12 protein-coding genes are annotated in these 15,407 nt (G+C 61.1%); 10 read left to right on the forward strand and 2 right to left on the reverse strand.

Going from position 1 to position 15,407, the window contains the following annotated elements; all coding sequences use genetic code 11:
• The first annotated feature begins 35 nt into the window (after positions 1-35).
• The 8 genes from exbB to exoR all read left to right on the forward strand — a co-directional run bounded on the left by exbB (position 36) and on the right by exoR (position 11,013).
• A complete protein-coding gene (exbB, locus tag SINAR_RS0117545) occupies positions 36-1,007 on the forward strand; it encodes a tonB-system energizer ExbB (RefSeq protein ID WP_028000291.1) in 972 nt (323 codons plus the stop codon).
• 6 nt (positions 1,008-1,013) lie between these two features.
• Entirely contained in the window at positions 1,014-1,439 is a 426-nt protein-coding gene (gene exbD, locus SINAR_RS0117550) for a TonB system transport protein ExbD (protein WP_028000292.1), read from the forward strand.
• Between the two features lie 273 nt (positions 1,440-1,712).
• Positions 1,713-2,372 carry a protein-L-isoaspartate O-methyltransferase family protein gene (locus tag SINAR_RS0117555; RefSeq protein ID WP_028000293.1) on the forward strand — a complete coding sequence of 220 codons (660 nt, stop codon included), beginning with the start codon at positions 1,713-1,715 and terminating at the stop codon, positions 2,370-2,372.
• A 282-nt stretch (positions 2,373-2,654) separates the two neighbouring features.
• The gene (gene tolC / locus SINAR_RS0117560) at positions 2,655-4,028 is read left to right on the forward strand and encodes an outer membrane channel protein TolC (protein WP_028000294.1); all 1,374 of its coding nucleotides are present in this window, start codon (positions 2,655-2,657) and stop codon (positions 4,026-4,028) included.
• A 218-nt stretch (positions 4,029-4,246) separates the two neighbouring features.
• Complete coding sequence (locus tag SINAR_RS0117565; protein WP_028000295.1) at positions 4,247-5,023, forward strand: PopZ family protein; 777 nt, start codon at positions 4,247-4,249, stop codon at positions 5,021-5,023.
• 184 nt (positions 5,024-5,207) lie between these two features.
• A complete protein-coding gene (locus SINAR_RS0117570) occupies positions 5,208-8,051 on the forward strand; it encodes a valine--tRNA ligase (RefSeq protein WP_028000296.1) in 2,844 nt (947 codons plus the stop codon).
• Between the two features lie 462 nt (positions 8,052-8,513).
• Positions 8,514-9,749 (forward strand): OmpP1/FadL family transporter, encoded by a 1,236-nt coding sequence (locus SINAR_RS0117575; protein ID WP_028000297.1) that lies wholly within the window; start codon positions 8,514-8,516, stop codon positions 9,747-9,749.
• Positions 9,750-10,206: 457 nt separating this feature from the next.
• A complete protein-coding gene (gene exoR, locus SINAR_RS0117580) occupies positions 10,207-11,013 on the forward strand; it encodes a two-component system ChvIG regulator ExoR (protein ID WP_028000298.1) in 807 nt (268 codons plus the stop codon).
• Positions 11,014-11,088: 75 nt separating this feature from the next.
• Here the strand turns inward: exoR and xth are convergent, their stop codons facing one another.
• Positions 11,089-11,880: an exodeoxyribonuclease III gene (gene xth / locus SINAR_RS0117585; RefSeq protein WP_028000299.1), complete on the reverse strand. Its 792-nt coding sequence runs from the start codon at positions 11,878-11,880 to the stop codon at positions 11,089-11,091.
• 208 nt (positions 11,881-12,088) lie between these two features.
• On the opposite strand from xth, the gene SINAR_RS0117590 reads away from it, so the two are divergent.
• Positions 12,089-13,552, forward strand: a complete 1,464-nt coding sequence (locus tag SINAR_RS0117590; RefSeq protein WP_028000300.1) for a phospholipase D-like domain-containing protein — start codon at positions 12,089-12,091, stop codon at positions 13,550-13,552.
• A gap of 24 nt (positions 13,553-13,576) precedes the next feature.
• Here SINAR_RS0117590 and erpA read toward each other — a convergent pair whose 3' ends face one another.
• On the reverse strand, positions 13,577-13,906 hold the full coding sequence (gene erpA / locus SINAR_RS0117595; RefSeq protein WP_028000301.1) for an iron-sulfur cluster insertion protein ErpA: 330 nt from the start codon (positions 13,904-13,906) through the stop codon (positions 13,577-13,579).
• Between the two features lie 214 nt (positions 13,907-14,120).
• Here erpA and SINAR_RS0117600 point away from each other — a divergent pair, with 214 nt between their 5' ends.
• Positions 14,121-15,338, forward strand: coding sequence for a deoxyguanosinetriphosphate triphosphohydrolase (locus SINAR_RS0117600; protein WP_028000302.1), 1,218 nt, complete (start codon positions 14,121-14,123; stop codon positions 15,336-15,338).
• Positions 15,339-15,407: the final 69 nt, after the last annotated feature.

Consider the following 15,407-nt stretch of genomic DNA (forward strand, 5'->3'; position numbering starts at 1 on the left):
CGACGCTCGGGCGAATGCGGGAAAAGAGGAACGAGATGTCTGATCGGATCCGGCAGAAATTGAACGTGTTGCTGGCGGCAACCTTGGCTGTTTTCCTTGCCGGCCCGGTCGCGCCCGGCCTCGCGCAGACCGCGCAACAGCCCTCGTCCGTTTCGGTCGACGCGCAGCCGAACGTTTCCGGCGCCGATGACCCGGACGCGCTACCGGCGCTGTCGGCCGAGGCAGCGGCGGGCGTTGCAACGGCGGAGGGAGCAAACCCTGTGCTTCCGCATGATCTTTCGCCGGTCGGCATGTTTCTCGCCGCCGATATAGTCGTAAAGGCGGTGATGGTGGCTCTGGCGCTCGCCTCCGTCGCCACTTGGGCGATCTTCCTCGTGAAGACGCTGGAACTCATATATGCCAAGTCGCGTCTCAAGCGCGCCGTGGCGGCTCTCGTTTCCGCGAATGGTCTCGCCGACGCGCAGCCAAATCTCGAGCGCCGCGCCGGCGTGGCTGGGGACATGGTCGCTGCGGCGATCGACGAAATGACACGCTCGGAAGCCGTTCTGGACCTTGCGCCGGCAGGAGGTGTCAAGGAACGCGTCTCCTCTCTGCTCACGCGTATCGAAGTTCGCGCCGGCAAGAGGATGAGCGCCGGTACGGGAATCCTGGCATCCATCGGGTCCGTTGGTCCATTCGTCGGCCTCTTCGGTACCGTTTGGGGGATCATGAATTCCTTCATCGGCATCAGCAAGGCGCAGACGACGAACCTCGCCATCGTTGCGCCGGGCATCGCCGAGGCGCTGCTGGCGACTGCGATCGGCCTCGTCGCGGCAATACCGGCGGTGGTGATCTACAACTATTTTGCCCGGTCCGTCGGGGGCTACAAGCTCATTCTGGCCGATGCGGCGGCAGCCGTCGAAAGACTGGTCAGCCGCGATCTCGATCATCGCCACGCCCGCAGGGCGCCGCCGCGCCGCCAGGACGGCTTCGCCCATGCCTCCGACTCGATCGCCAGAATCGGATAAGCGAAAATGGCTGGAAAAATTTCCGAGAGCAGCGGCGATCTCGACGAGAACAGCGAGATCAACGTCACCCCCTTCATCGACGTCATGCTCGTGCTCCTCATCATCTTCATGGTGGCCGCACCGCTCGCGACGGTCGACATGAAGGTCGACCTGCCGCAATCCGTCGCAAAACCCACGCCGCGCGACGACAAACCGGTTTTCGTGACGCTGAAGGCCGATCTCACGCTTGCCATCGGCAATGAAGAGGCGCCTCGGGAGGCCTTTGTTTCCGAGCTGAACAGGATAACCGGCGGCAACGCGGAAACGCGCGTGCTCCTGCGCGCCGATCGCCTGGTCGACTACGGCGAACTGATGACGGTGATGAACCTCATTCAGAATGCGGGCTACGGCAAGATCGCACTCGTCGGCCTGGAGGCCGCGCCCGCCCGCTGACGTTCGATAGACTGTGTGCCGGCGGTCGCCTTTTTGCGCGCACCGATACGCAGTCGCTTGAAACCGGCCGTGCGGCGATCTATGAGCTTAGTGCATGCGCCCAGAAGCTCCGAGCGGTTTCTGGGCTGATCGCAATGCACAGAGGCAACAACCTAGAGCGCGTCGCATGAATACGATCGGTGCGTCGCGCCTCAGGCAACAGGCCGGCCGCCGCCGAACACAAGACCGCACGGTCTTCCCGGCGCCGCGCCTATTCCGATACGAGGCAATAACATGAACTTCGAAGCAGCCCGCATCAAAATGGTGGACAATCAGATCCGGACCACGGATGTGACCTCCCATTCAGTACTGTCTGCTTTCCTGTCGGTCCCACGCGAGGAGTTCGTGCCTGCCAAAATGCGGGAACTGGCCTATATCGACACCGACATCGAGCTCGTCGGCGGTCCCCAGCCGCGTTACCTGATGGAGCCGTCGCCGCTGGCGAAGCTCCTCCAGCTCGCAGAGATCTCCAAATCGGGTCTGGTCCTCGAAATTGGCTGCGGGACAGGTTACGCCTCGGCCCTGCTATCGCTTCTCGCGGGTTCCGTCGTTGCGCTGGAGAGCGACGAAGCCCTGGCCGCCACCGCCACGGAAACGCTGGCACGCCTCGGTTACGACAATATCGCCGTGGTGAGCGGCGACCTGACCAAGGGATATGCGGCGGAAGCCCCCTATGACGTCATCTTCATCAACGGTGCCGTCGAGATGATCCCTGACGAGCTCTTCGAGCAGCTTCGCGACGGCGGCCGGCTCGTGGCCGTGGAAGGATTTGGTAACGCATCTCGTGCGAAACTTTACGTGCGCGAATCGGGCATGACGTCGGAGCGAGCTGACTTCAATACCGCCGTGAAGCCGCTTCCAGGCTTCCGTCGCGAGCGTTCCTTTGTTTTTTGATGTGCCTCTTATTGAGGTAGCTCAACATATGAGTGTTGACGCAAAAACTGCAATGTTGCCAATCGGCAACGTGTTGCCTGTTTCTTTTTGAAATGCCTGCGTAGAGACTTGGTGCCCAGTTGTCCTAAGACCGAATCCGGAGTTCAAAAGAGGCTGGAAGCGGTGATTTGCCCGCCATGGGTGGCGCGGGCTCGCCGCAGTAATTTAACAGGGCTCGCCATACGGCGAATGGCCCGCTGAAATTGCGGGGTGGCGAGACCGCCCCGGTTGATCGGAGGGAAGATGGTGTCGATTGTCCGCAAAGCAGCCTTGTGGGCGGCTGTCTCGACCAGCGTGCTGCTCGCCCCCCACGCCGTTCTCGCGGAGACGATCTTCGGGGCAATGGCCAAGGCCTATGCGAACAACCCGGACCTCAATGCCGCTCGCGCCGGACTGCGCGCGACCGATGAAGGGGTTCCGATTGCGAAGGCCGGCTACCGGCCGCAGATTTCCGCATCCGCGACGGGGACGCTCTCGCGGGTCGATGCCGAACGGACGGGGACTCGCGACTTTCACTCAGGACAGGTCGGTATTTCCATCACGCAGACGATCTTCGATGGATTTCAGACGCTGAACAATGTGAGAGCGGCTGAGTCGAACGTGTTTTCGAGCCGCGAGACGCTGAAGGCCAACGAGATTCAGATCCTTCTTTCGGCGGCGCAATCCTATGCGAACATCGCCCGCGACCAGCAGATCGTTTCCATTCGCCGGCAGAACCTGGCCTTCCTTCGGGAGCAGCTGAACGCTGCGCAGGCCCGCCTCGAAGTGGGCGAGGGCACGCGGACGGATGTGAGCCAGGCGGAAGCCGAGCTCGCCAATGCACAGTCGCTCCTTGTCGCTGCAATCGCGCAGCTGAAGCAGAGCGAAGCGGTCTATGTGCAGATCGTCGGCGCAGCGCCGACCGGCATCAGACAGCCGGGACCGGCAACGAAGGCGATGCCGAGATCTCTCGACCAGGCCGTTGCGACGGGGCTGCGGGAGAATCCGCAAATCCTGGCGGCGCAATACGCGGTTGATTCGGCCGGGTATGAGGTGAAATCGGCGGAAGGCACGATGCTGCCGGGCGTCGTTCTCCAGGGCGCCGTCACCCGTAACACCGGCAATGCCGGTCAGGGAGGGCTCGACAACACGACGGCGAGCGTCACGGCTCGGCTCGAAGTTCCGATCTATCAGGGCGGCGCGGAATACGGCCAGATTCGCCAGGCCAAGGAAGTCCTGGGGCAGCAGCGCATCCTCGTCGACTCCGCCCGCGCCTCGGTGCAGCAGACCGTCGTGTCGGCGCATGCGCAGCTTGAGTCGGCGCTCGCCAGAATCAAGGCGAGCCGGTCGCAGATCTCCGCCGCAAACCTCGCTCTCGAGGGCGTGATCGAAGAGCGCAAAGTCGGTCAGCGTACCACGCTGGATGTGCTCGACGCGCAGCAGGACGTTCTGGATGCGCAGGAATCTCTGGCTGGAGCGCAGCGCGACTCCGTGGTTGCAAGCTACGCCTTGCTCGCCGCGATGGGCCATCTGACCGTCAAGAGCCAGGGCCTGCAGGTGGCCGAGTATCGCGCCGAGGAACATTACGAGGCCGTCAAGGACAAATGGTTCGGCCTGCGGACCGTCGACGGGCGCTGAGCCGCCGCAGCAAATCGACACGCGAAACGCCGCGCGCCCGAAGGGCCGCGGCGTTTCGCGTTAATGCGCAAGCGCCCCTGCCGAAAAAAACAAATCTGTGCAAGAATTTATCGAGCTGATTCGCGGCGTTTGTTTCGTCGGCGAACTCACTTAAGGTTTGTTCGAATCGGCACACGGAGGGCTTTTTCCGTGTTCGTCCGCAGCAAACGGGGATTGAAATGGCGCAGCTCAACGTCGCACGTGAACCTTCGATGGATGAGATTCTGGCATCCATTCGCAAGATCATCGAGAGTAACGAGCCTGGTCCGGCCGGAGCCTCCGCGCGGCAGGTCTTCGAAGACGACGCCGGCGACGATATCGAACTGTCGATGGATCCAGAGGTTGAAGAGAACGCTTTCGGATCCGTCGAGGACCGGCTTTCGTCCGCCAGAACGTCACCGTCGGCGGCCGACACCCGTGCCAGCGCGCCGGGATCGCCGTCCGTGCCGCTTTCTCTTGCCGATGTCGCGGCACGGGTGAGGGCCGCTTCGGAGCGAACGGCGGTGCATACGGTGCCGAGAGAGCAAACAGGAGGCGAGGAAGCGCGGTCGCCGGCCGATGGCCCGGCGATGATGTCCCGCATCGCTGCGTTCCCGTCGACCGCGGTCACCGCGACGAGTGACGCCGCCGAGAGCTCCGCAAGCCGCCTTTCCTCCAGTGCCGAGCCGACCCATTTTGCCGAGGAAGCGGTGCATGCGACGGCCTCGGACGAGGCAACGGCGCCGGAAAGCACGCCCGGAACGATCGTTTCGCCCGCTGTCAGCCGCCAGGTGGCGCGCGCCTTCGACGAGCTGGCGCATGCCGTCGAGAACGGACCGCGGCGTTCCTTCGACGAGATCGCCGAGGCGATGCTGCGTCCGATGTTGCAGGAATGGCTGGATGACAACTTGCCGACATTGGTCGAAAGGCTGGTGCGCGAGGAAATCGAACGCGTGGCGCGCGGGCCCCGGCGCTAAGTACTCCAAGTTTTTGAGCCTGCGCACTTCCGTAGGGAAAAACCGCTGCACACTTTTCCTGGATGTGCTCTAAGATGGAAGCCGTATGCACGATGGCAGCGGCTCTTTCCGCGTTCAGGTTGACTCTCCCCGGGCCTTCCGGTTTACAAACGCTGACATCAATCTCCAGAAAATCGGCCAAAGAATGCTTGATAAAACCTACGATTCCGCAGCGGTAGAACCGAAGATCGCCAAGGCCTGGGACGAAGCGGACGCCTTTCGCGCTGGTGTGAACGCGAAGCCGGACGCGGAGACCTTCACGATCGTGATCCCGCCGCCGAACGTGACGGGTTCGCTGCACATGGGCCATGCGCTGAACAACACGCTGCAGGACATCATGGTGCGCTTCGAGCGCATGCGCGGCAAGGATGTGCTCTGGCAGCCGGGTATGGATCACGCGGGTATCGCTACCCAGATGGTCGTCGAGCGCCAGCTCATGCAACGTCAGCTCCCGAGCCGCCGTGATATGGGCCGCGAGGCCTTCATAGAGAAAGTCTGGGAGTGGAAGGCCGAGTCCGGTGGCCTGATTTTCAATCAGTTGAAGCGGCTCGGCGCCTCCTGCGACTGGTCGCGCGAGCGCTTCACGATGGACGAAGGGCTGTCCGAAGCGGTTATCGAGGTCTTCGTCAGCCTGTACAAGGAAGGTCTGATCTATCGCGACAAACGTCTGGTCAACTGGGACCCGAAGCTGCAGACCGCGATTTCGGACATCGAGGTCGAGCAGGTCGAGGTCAACGGCCATCTCTGGCATCTGCGCTACCCACTCGAAGAGGGCGTGACCTACCAGCATCCGGTCGCCTTCGATGAGGACGGCAAAGCGACGGAATGGGAGACCCGCGACTATCTGGTCGTCGCGACCACACGTCCGGAAACCATGCTGGGCGACACCGGTGTTGCCGTGCACCCCGACGACGTCCGCTATAAGGGCATTGTCGGCAAGCATGTCATCCTGCCTATCGTCGGGCGCCGCATCCCGATCGTCGCCGACGAGTATCCGGACCCGACGACCGGCACCGGCGCGGTAAAGATGACGCCTGCCCATGACTTCAACGATTTCGACGTCGGCAAGCGCAGAGGACTGAGGCAGGTCAACGTTCTCACGGCAGACGGCCGGATAACGATCAAGAACAATGAGGATTTCCTCGAAGGTCTCGACCATCCGGCGGCACTTCATGGCGCCTGGGACCGGCTGGAGGGCAAGGATCGCTTCGAAGCCCGCAAGCTGATCGTGGAGATGCTCGAGGAAGCCGGCCTCGTCGACCATATCGAGCCCCACAAGCACATGGTGCCCCATGGCGACCGCGGCGGCGTGCCGATCGAACCGCGCCTGACCGAGCAATGGTATGTCGACGCGAAGACTCTGGCGAAGCCGGCAATTGCGGCGGTCAAGGAAGGAAGAACGAACTTCGTCCCGAAGAACTGGGAGAAGACCTACTTCGAGTGGATGGAGAATATTCAGCCCTGGTGCATTTCGCGCCAGCTCTGGTGGGGACACCAGATTCCGGCCTGGTACGGTCCCGACGGGCAGATCTTCGTTGAGCGGAACGAGGAGGAAGCGCTGCACGCGGCGATTCAGCATTACATCGCCCATGAAGGGCCGATGAAGGCCTATGTCGAAGACCTGCTCGAAAACTTCAAGCCCGGTGAGATCCTGACGCGCGATGAGGACGTCCTCGACACCTGGTTCTCTTCGGCGCTCTGGCCCTTCTCGACGCTCGGCTGGCCGAAGGAGACGCCGGAGCTCGAGAAATACTACCAGACCGACGTGCTGGTAACCGGCTTCGACATCATCTTCTTCTGGGTCGCCCGGATGATGATGATGGGTCTTCATTTCATGAAGGATGCGGACGGCACGCCCGTCGAGCCGTTCCACACGGTTTATGTCCATGCGCTCGTTCGTGACAAGAACGGGCAGAAGATGTCGAAGTCCAAGGGCAACGTCATCGATCCGCTGGAGCTCATAGACGAATACGGCGCTGACGCTTTGCGCTTCACGCTGGCGATCATGGCGGCTCAGGGGCGCGACGTGAAGCTCGACCCGTCTCGGATCGCGGGCTACCGCAACTTCGGAACGAAGCTGTGGAATGCGACCCGCTTTGCCGAGATGAACGGGGCAACGAGCAGCGAAGGCTTCATCCCCGAAGCCGCGTCGCTGACGATCAACCGCTGGATTCTGACGGAACTGTCGCGCACCATCCGTGACGTGAGCGAGGCGATCGAGGATTACCGCTTCAACGAGGCAGCCGGAACCCTTTACCGCTTTATCTGGAACCAGTTCTGCGACTGGTATCTCGAACTGCTGAAGCCTGTCTTCAATGGCGACGACGAAGCGGCCAAGCGCGAGTCCCAGGCCTGCACGGCCTATGTCCTGGATGAGATCTACAAGCTGCTGCATCCGTTCATGCCCTTCATGACGGAAGAGCTTTGGGAAAAGACGACCGGCCCCGGGCGCGAGCGCACGACGCTCCTATGCCACGCCGAATGGCCTGCGGCCTTCTATGCGGATGACGCAGCCGCGGACGAAATCAACTGGCTGATCGACCTCGTCTCGGGCATTCGTTCGGTTCGCGCAGAAATGAACGTTCCTCCGGCGGCGATGGCGCCGCTGGTCATCGTCGGAGCGAAGGCGCTGACGAGCGAGCGGCTCGACAGGCATGCCTCCGCGATCAAGCGTCTGGCGAGGGTGGAGAACATCGAACACGCGTCAGTGGCGTCCCGCGGCAGCGCTCAGATCGTGGTCGGCGAAGCAACGGCCTGCCTTCCGCTCGGCAGCCTCATCGACCTCGCAGCCGAAAAATCGCGCCTGGAAAAGGCTATCGCAAAGGTCGACGTCGAGCGCGAGCGAATCCTCGGCAAGCTTGCCAACGAAAAATTCGTCGCCAACGCCAAGCCTGAACTGGTGGAGGCCGAGCGCGAGCGGCTGGTCGACCTCGATCAGCAAAAAACCTCGCTCGGCATCGCCTTGTCCCGCGTTTCGGAAGCGGGCTAGCTCTGCGAGACAGAACCGAAGAAAAAGCAATCCGCGGCAGCAATGCCGCGGATTTTTACTTTCTTTTCCCCTCGCCACGAATCGGACGTTTGGGCAGGTCCGGACTGCAATGCAGGTGGCTCGGTGGCAATGCACGCATGGGTTTCACCTATCGGTTTTTCAACGGTGCTCCGTAGAGATGCTGCGTAAAAAGCAATGTTGTTGTTCTAGCGTCACACGTGGGCATAAAATTAGAAAATAATTCTGTTTTGTGTCTTAATTGTCATTTTCATCGAGAATGAAATTTCAATATCGTGTGAATTGTGGCGAGAAGTTGGAATTCTTACGTAAATCTCATGACCGCTTATCCCGGGCTTTCGCGAGGGTTTGCGGTTTGCCATTTCACGCATTCGTGAGGATACTTTCCTTCAGCGCGGCACAAGGTGGGTGGTCGCATCGATTGGAATGCAGGGGAGGAGCTTGATGGCTCGAAATGGATTGAAGCAGGGCGTTCTGGCTGCGGTTGCCGGAATGCTCGTGGCCTCGGCTGCACAGGCGGGAGGGCTTGAGCGCAGCGGCTATAATATCGATCTCTTGTTCGATCCGTCGGACTATGCGGCCGAAGCGACAGCGACATATGTCAATCCGCAGCGCAAACTTAAGAACGTCGAGGATACGGATCGCGCAAACACCAACCCCGCTGCTCCGACTTTTGGCGGCGGCGATTTGAACTACCGTCCTAATTCCGCGGATGACACGGAAAGTTATTGGGCGCCCCGTATCGGCGTAAAGGCTGCTTTGGGTGACAGTATTGACTGTATGGCGGACTACTCGCAGCCTTGGGGCGCCCACACTAATCCCGGCAAAAACTGGGCCGGCGCGAACAACAATATCGAAACCAAGGTTGAGAGCGACAACTACGCGGCGACGTGCTCTTACAAATGGGAAGCGGGCCCCGGGGTCGTACGCATCATTGGCGGCGTGTTCTATCAGGAAGTGAGCGGCTTTAAAGAGCGCCTTGTTCAGGACTTTGGTCCAACCTCTCCCCTGGGCGTTGGGAGGCTCGAGCTTGAAGACAGCGGTTGGGGTTGGCGCGCGGGTGTAGCCTACGAAATTCCCGAGTATGCGATGCGGGCGAGCCTTGTTTACAACAGCGCCGTCGATCTCGACAATCTTTCTGGGTTCATCGATCTGCGTGGCCTTGGGCTAACAAAATACGATGTGCACGGCTCAGCATCCATGCCGGATTCGCTTGAACTGAAGGTTCAATCCGGTATTGCTCCCGGCTGGCTCGCATTTGGCTCGGTCAAGTGGACAGACTGGAGCCAGTTGCAGGTGCTTGACTTTGTTCCGAATGAACCCGGTCCCTTTAAGTTTCCCACTAGTCTTGACCTCCTTTATCGCGACGGCTGGACCATTACCGGTGGTATCGGTCACAAGTTCACTGATCAGTGGAGCGGCGCTGTCAGCCTGACCTGGGACCGCGGTACGAGCCACGGCTATGGCACCCAGACGGATACATGGCTGCTGGGTACCGGGATCTCCTATACGCCCACGGAAAATATCGAGCTTCGTCTTGCAGGCAGCGTCGGCATCCTGACGAGCGGCAGTTCTGGCGAGGTCACGTACAAGGGGCGGGTGATCGGCGACGACGTCTCCTACGAATTCGACAATGACTTCGTCGGTGCGATATCGACGTCCCTGAAGGTCAGGTTCTGATCCTCGAACGTCCACTGCCCAGGCCCGGTCTTTGCCGGGCCTTTTTGTATTTGATGACCAAGCTTATAAGCGGATGTGAATGTGACGATTCAGCAACACATTTCCTGCTACCGTTTGCTACTATCGGGGCCGGGTCGATTATGTCCATTTCCCGCCACAAAATGAGAGCAGCGATATAGGGGCGAAGACGTAGTCGAGTTCCATGCCCGCGTCGAGGTGAAGTGAGTTTGTGTGCCGTCATGATATCCCGTAGCAATTGGCGTCAGACGCGCGGCCGGAGCACCGGTGGCGCCGGAGCCGGTGCTCGCAGCATGCGAAGATTGCGCCGGCCGGATGCCGGACGTCAGGTCCCCGGCAACTCTTTCAGTTTTCCTGTGACGAGCGGCTGTGCACGGATCGATCTTCGCAACGGTGAAGGGGTCGGCGCGGCCGGCTCGAGCGAAAGAAACTGATTGCTATGCGCGCGGGTGAACTGAAGTCGCTGAGGGTTGCGGTGCTGGGCATGTCGCTGGCGGTCGGCACGGCCGCGGCCGGGCCAGCCCGGGCTTTCGATCCCGGCGCCGGCGTGACCAAGGAGTCGGGTCCCTTCGCGCTCTTCAAGTTCGGATTCTCCGCCTACAAGAACGGCCGAAAGGACGAAGCGGTCGAGGCCTACCGATATGCCGCCGAAAAGGGGCACACGGGCTCTCGCTGGGCGCTCGCCAATATGTACGCCTATGGCGACGGCGTCGCGGAGAACGATCTCGAAGCGTTCAAGATCTACAGCGAAATAGCGCAACAGGGTGTCGAGCCCGGCTCGGAAGATACGGGCTATTTCGTCAATGCATTGATTTCGCTTGCCGGCTATTACCGGCGCGGCATTCCCGATACCCCGGTAAGATCCGACCTGTCGCAGGCCAGGCAGTTGTATTTTCAGGCGGCCTCCACATTCGGTGTGGCGGAAGCGCAGTTTCAGCTTGCGCGCATGCTGCTTTCCGGCGAGGGCGGGAGCGTCAATGTCCAGCAGGCCAAGAAATGGCTGAACCGGGCGCGCAAGAATGGCCATGCGGGGGCCATGGGCGTTTTCGGCAACGTCATTTTCCAGGAGGGCCAGACCGCTCGCGGTCTGGCATATATGACGGCAGCGCTCGACCAATGTTCCCCCAAGGACCGTCCCTGGCTCCAGGCTATGCAGGAACAGGCGTTTTCGCTTGCAACCGAAGACGACCGCCGGGTGGCGATAACGATGTCCCAGAACATGCATCTGCAGAACGACGACGATTGAGTTTCGCAGCCTGCCTGCAACGGCATGCGCCAACCGTCGGCTGACGATCGACACCAGGCGGCGCCGATCGCCGCTTTACGCGGCCTCGAACGCGAATTCCGCCGTCACGGGCACATGGTCGGACGGTTTTTCCCAGGATCGAACATGCTTCTCGATGGAGGTCGACACGAGCTTGTCGGCAGCCTCGGGCGACAGCATCAGATGGTCGATGCGGATGCCGAAATTCTTCGGCCAGCAGCCAGCCTGATAATCCCAGAACGAATAGAGCGGCGCCTCGTCGGAGGTCGCACGCACCGCGTCGGTGAAGCCAAGGTTGCGCAGGCGCCGGAAGGCGGCACGCGTTTCGGGGAGGTAGAGTGCGTCGTTTCGCCAGACCTTGACGTCCCAGCAGTCGTGGGCCTCCGGAATGACGTTGTAATCACCGGCCAGGATGAGCGGTTCCTCGAGGACGAGCCTTTGTTCCGCGAATGCGGCGAGGCGTTGCATCCATGCAAGCTTGTAGGCGTATTTTTCCGTCGCTACCGGATTCCCGTTCGGGAGATAGAGGCAGCAGACCCGAATCGCTCCGCCATCGACGGAGAAAACGCCTTCGATGAAGCGTGACTGTTCGTCGGATGCGTCTCCCGGAAGTCCGCGATTGATCTCGTCGGGTCTCGTCTTGGAGAGCAGGGCAACGCCATTGAATCCTTTCTGACCGTGCGTCTCCACATGATAGCCGAGCGCTTCGATCTCGCCCCTCGGAAATGCTTCGTCGACGGATTTGATCTCCTGCAGACAGGCGATGTCCGGATTCGATTCCTTGAGCCACGCCACGAGGCCGTCGACCCGCGCCTTGACGCCGTTGATGTTCCATGTGGCAATCTTCATTGGGCAGCCTTGCCTCTCATGACGTTTGAGTCCCTGCAGTCGAGTCGTTCTAGCTGCTGGATATTCTTTTGACAAATCCGTGACCTGCCGCATCGGTCCAGTTCAGGCCGACGTCGTTCCGGCGCATCTTCCACTTCTTCCGCGAGGCATGGTTCACCCTTAAGTGGGCCGAATTGATTCCGCACCGCGTCCGTCTATAGTCCCGCGCATGATCGCGTTCGTAGAGAGTTACTGGCCGCATTTTCTGGCGCTGCTTTCGGTCGCCCTCGGCGTCCCGGCAATCATCCATGCAGCGATGACGAAAGACGACGTGCGTGCGGCCGCCGGCTGGGTCGGGGTCGTCCTCCTGTCGCCGGTCATCGGCGCGGTCATCTACGCGGTCGCGGGCATAAACCGGATGCGCCGGTCGTCCATCGGCTTGCAGCGCTCGCTGCTGCGCTCGACCGAGCGCGACCCTTTCGGGCGCTTCGACATAACGAATGATCAGGTCGTGGCCCGCTTCGGCCAGCGTTTCGCGGCAATGAAGATGCTCGGGGACCGGGTTGCACGCTTCACCATGTCGGCGGGAAACCACATCACCATGCTCGAGGGTGGCGATGCCGTCTATGGGGCGATGCTTGACGAGATTTCGTCCGCCCGTCGCAGCATCCTCATCGAGAGCTATATTTTCGACCGGGATCCCATCGGCATGCGTTTCGCCAGCGCCCTGATCGCCGCAGTCAAGCGCGGCGTAAGCGTGCGCGTCCTGATCGATGCCGTGGGCGCGCGCTATTCGGTGCCGAGCATTGTGGGTTACCTGAAGGAAGGAGGCGTGCCGACCGCCGTCTTCAACGGCAACATCATCATGGGCCTGAGGCTGCCCTATGCCAATCTCAGGACCCACCGCAAGATCATGGTCGTCGACGGTGCGGTCGCTTTCGCCGGCGGCATGAACATCCGCGCAGGTTTCGCCGCGGAAATGGCAGGCAGCGCTGCTTCTTTCGACACGCATTTCCGTGTGACCGGACCTGTTGTCGCCGACATCTTTCAGGTTGCTGCGGAAGACTGGCAGTTTTCGAGCGAGGAGATACTGGCAGGCGACGCATGGCGGCTCGCCGACCTTCCCGCCGAGCCGGACGTGCGATCGGTATTGATGCGGGCGGTTCCCTCGGGCCCGGACAATACCAACGAGACGAATCACAAGATGCTGATGGGCGCCTTTTCCATGGCGCGAAAGCATATCCGCCTGATGTCGCCCTATTTCCTGCCTGACAAGGAGTTGGTCAGCGCGCTCGTGACGGCGGCGAGAAAGGGCGTCGAGGTCGACATCGTCGTGCCCTCCGTCAACAACCTGACGCTCGTCGACCGCGCGATGACGGCACAGTTCGACCAGGTGCTGAAAGGCCACTGTCGGCTCTGGCGGGCAAAGGGCGCCTTCAATCATTCCAAGCTGATGGTCATCGACGATCGCTGGGCCTATGTCGGCTCCAGCAATCTCGATCCTCGCTCTCTGCGCCTCAATTTCGAGTTCGACCTCGAAATACTCGACGAGGAGTTCGCACGTGCAATTGGCGAAAAGGTCTGCGCCATACGGGGGACCGCGGATGAAGTGACGCTTGCCGGGCTCCGCGCGCAGCCGCTCGTAAACCGGCTGGCAAATCGGTTGCTCTGGCTCGGATCGCCCTATCTTTAGATCAGGCGATGTGCAGCGCGAGCATCAGACGGAAAAACTCGTTCCGCACCCGCAACTTGCCACGGCGTTCGGATTCTTGATCTGGAAGGACTGTCCGAGGAGGTTGTCGACGAAATCGATCTCCGAGCCGCCCATATAGACCAGCGACAGACTGTCGATCAGGACTTTTGCGTTGTCCTTTTCGAGGATGAGATCGTCGGCATTCGCCGCGTCGACCAGATCGAACTTGTAGGAGAAGCCCGAGCAGCCGCCGCCTTCGACGGAGACGCGCATCGCGCTCTTGTCCTTCTCCGCCTGTAGAATGGCGGCAATGCGTTTGGCCGCCGCATCCGAAAGCGTAACTGTTTCCTGCATTTTCTTTGCCTCCTGCCGGGGTCAAGAACCGGAGAGATTCGTCTTCGCTCTGACGCTATAATCGCATGCTATGACAGGCGACCTTCAGAATCGACGCCAAGCCGTTGCCGCCCGGTGGGGCGGAGTCGCTGCCCGGCGTCGCTTTCCTGTAGCGCTTTCTATAGGTATGAAGGCTTGAATGTCCCGTCAATGGGATGACCCGCGCAGGTGTGAAATGACAGTCGACAGACAGGCCCTTGGTTTTGGTTACGGTGAACATGCAGCTTACGCATCGAACCCTTGGGCTTCACGCGGCAGACTTTATCCGGAGGCATCCAGCCCGACTCGTTCCGATTTCCAGCGCGACCGTGACCGCATCGTTCATACGACGGCTTTCCGGCGTCTGAAGCACAAGACGCAGGTCTTCATTGCCGCCGACGGCGACCACTACCGCACGCGGCTGACGCATACGATCGAAGTCGCCCAGATCGCCCGCGCGCTCGCCAGGGCGCTCAATCTCGACGAGGATCTCGCCGAGGGCGTGGCGCTCGTCCACGATTTCGGCCATACGCCCTTCGGACATACCGGCGAGGACGCGCTGCACGAGGTGCTGGAGCCCTATGGCGGCTTTGACCACAACGCGCAGTCGCTGCGAATCGTCACCAAGCTTGAGCGGCGCTACGCGGAGTTCGATGGTCTCAATCTCACATGGGAGAGCCTCGAGGGCCTCGTCAAACATAACGGTCCGCTGATGACGGCGGACGGGCAGGGCATTCGCGGCCCGGTTCCGCAGCCGATCCTCGACTACTGCGCGCTTCACGATCTCGAGCTCGCGAGCTTTGCGAGCCTCGAGGCGCAGGTGGCGGCAATTGCGGACGATATCGCCTATAATACGCACGATATCGACGACGGTCTGCGCGCCGGCTACCTCACCTTCGAAATGCTGGAGGAGATACCTTTTCTCGCCCGGCTGATGCGCGAGGTTCGCGACCGCTACCCGGGCCTCGAGAGCAGCCGGTTCACCCATGAGATCATGCGGCGGCAGATCACCGCCATGGTGGAAGACGTTATCGGCGTGGCGCAGAGAAGGCTTGGCGAGGTCCGGCCGGAAAGCGTGAATGACGTGCGCGGCGCGGGCAGGGCCATGGCAACATTCTCGGACGAGATGAGCGAGACCGATCGACAGATCAAGAATTTGCTGATGACGCGCATCTACCGGCATCCGGAGGTCATGCGGGTACGCCAGGGAGCGGCCTCGATCGTGACGGATCTCTACCGGGCCTTCATGGACGATCCGGCTTTGATGAAGGAGCACTATTGGATCGACCAGATCGCCGGGATGGCGGAGCCGGCCCGGGCGCGCCACGTCGGGGATTATCTCGCCGGAATGACGGATACTTTCGCGATAAGCGTGCATAGGCGTTTGTTTGACCATACGCCCGATTTGCGCTAGTGACGCCCCCGCGTGGAGGCTGCAGGTTCTCGATGGACCCGGCCTCCTTTTGAATATGCGCCATTCTCC

It is taken from the genome of Sinorhizobium arboris LMG 14919 (assembly GCF_000427465.1).
Classification (GTDB): Bacteria; Pseudomonadota; Alphaproteobacteria; order Rhizobiales; family Rhizobiaceae; genus Sinorhizobium; species Sinorhizobium arboris.

Excerpts from the sequence above, each read along its gene's own strand:
- SINAR_RS0117570 (WP_028000296.1), top strand. The coding sequence starts at position 5,208 with ATGCTTGATAAAACCTACGATTCCGCAGCGGTAGAACCGAAGATCGCC.
- SINAR_RS0117575 (WP_028000297.1), top strand. The coding sequence starts at position 8,514 with ATGGCTCGAAATGGATTGAAGCAGGGCGTTCTGGCTGCGGTTGCCGGA.
- xth (WP_028000299.1), bottom strand. The coding sequence starts at position 11,880 with ATGAAGATTGCCACATGGAACATCAACGGCGTCAAGGCGCGGGTCGAC.
- SINAR_RS0117590 (WP_028000300.1), top strand. The coding sequence starts at position 12,089 with ATGATCGCGTTCGTAGAGAGTTACTGGCCGCATTTTCTGGCGCTGCTT.
- SINAR_RS0117565 (WP_028000295.1), top strand. The coding sequence starts at position 4,247 with ATGGCGCAGCTCAACGTCGCACGTGAACCTTCGATGGATGAGATTCTG.
- exbB (WP_028000291.1), top strand. The coding sequence starts at position 36 with ATGTCTGATCGGATCCGGCAGAAATTGAACGTGTTGCTGGCGGCAACC.
- exoR (WP_028000298.1), top strand. The coding sequence starts at position 10,207 with ATGCGCGCGGGTGAACTGAAGTCGCTGAGGGTTGCGGTGCTGGGCATG.
- erpA (WP_028000301.1), bottom strand. The coding sequence starts at position 13,906 with ATGCAGGAAACAGTTACGCTTTCGGATGCGGCGGCCAAACGCATTGCC.
- SINAR_RS0117555 (WP_028000293.1), top strand. The coding sequence starts at position 1,713 with ATGAACTTCGAAGCAGCCCGCATCAAAATGGTGGACAATCAGATCCGG.
- tolC (WP_028000294.1), top strand. The coding sequence starts at position 2,655 with ATGGTGTCGATTGTCCGCAAAGCAGCCTTGTGGGCGGCTGTCTCGACC.
- SINAR_RS0117600 (WP_028000302.1), top strand. The coding sequence starts at position 14,121 with ATGACAGTCGACAGACAGGCCCTTGGTTTTGGTTACGGTGAACATGCA.
- exbD (WP_028000292.1), top strand. The coding sequence starts at position 1,014 with ATGGCTGGAAAAATTTCCGAGAGCAGCGGCGATCTCGACGAGAACAGC.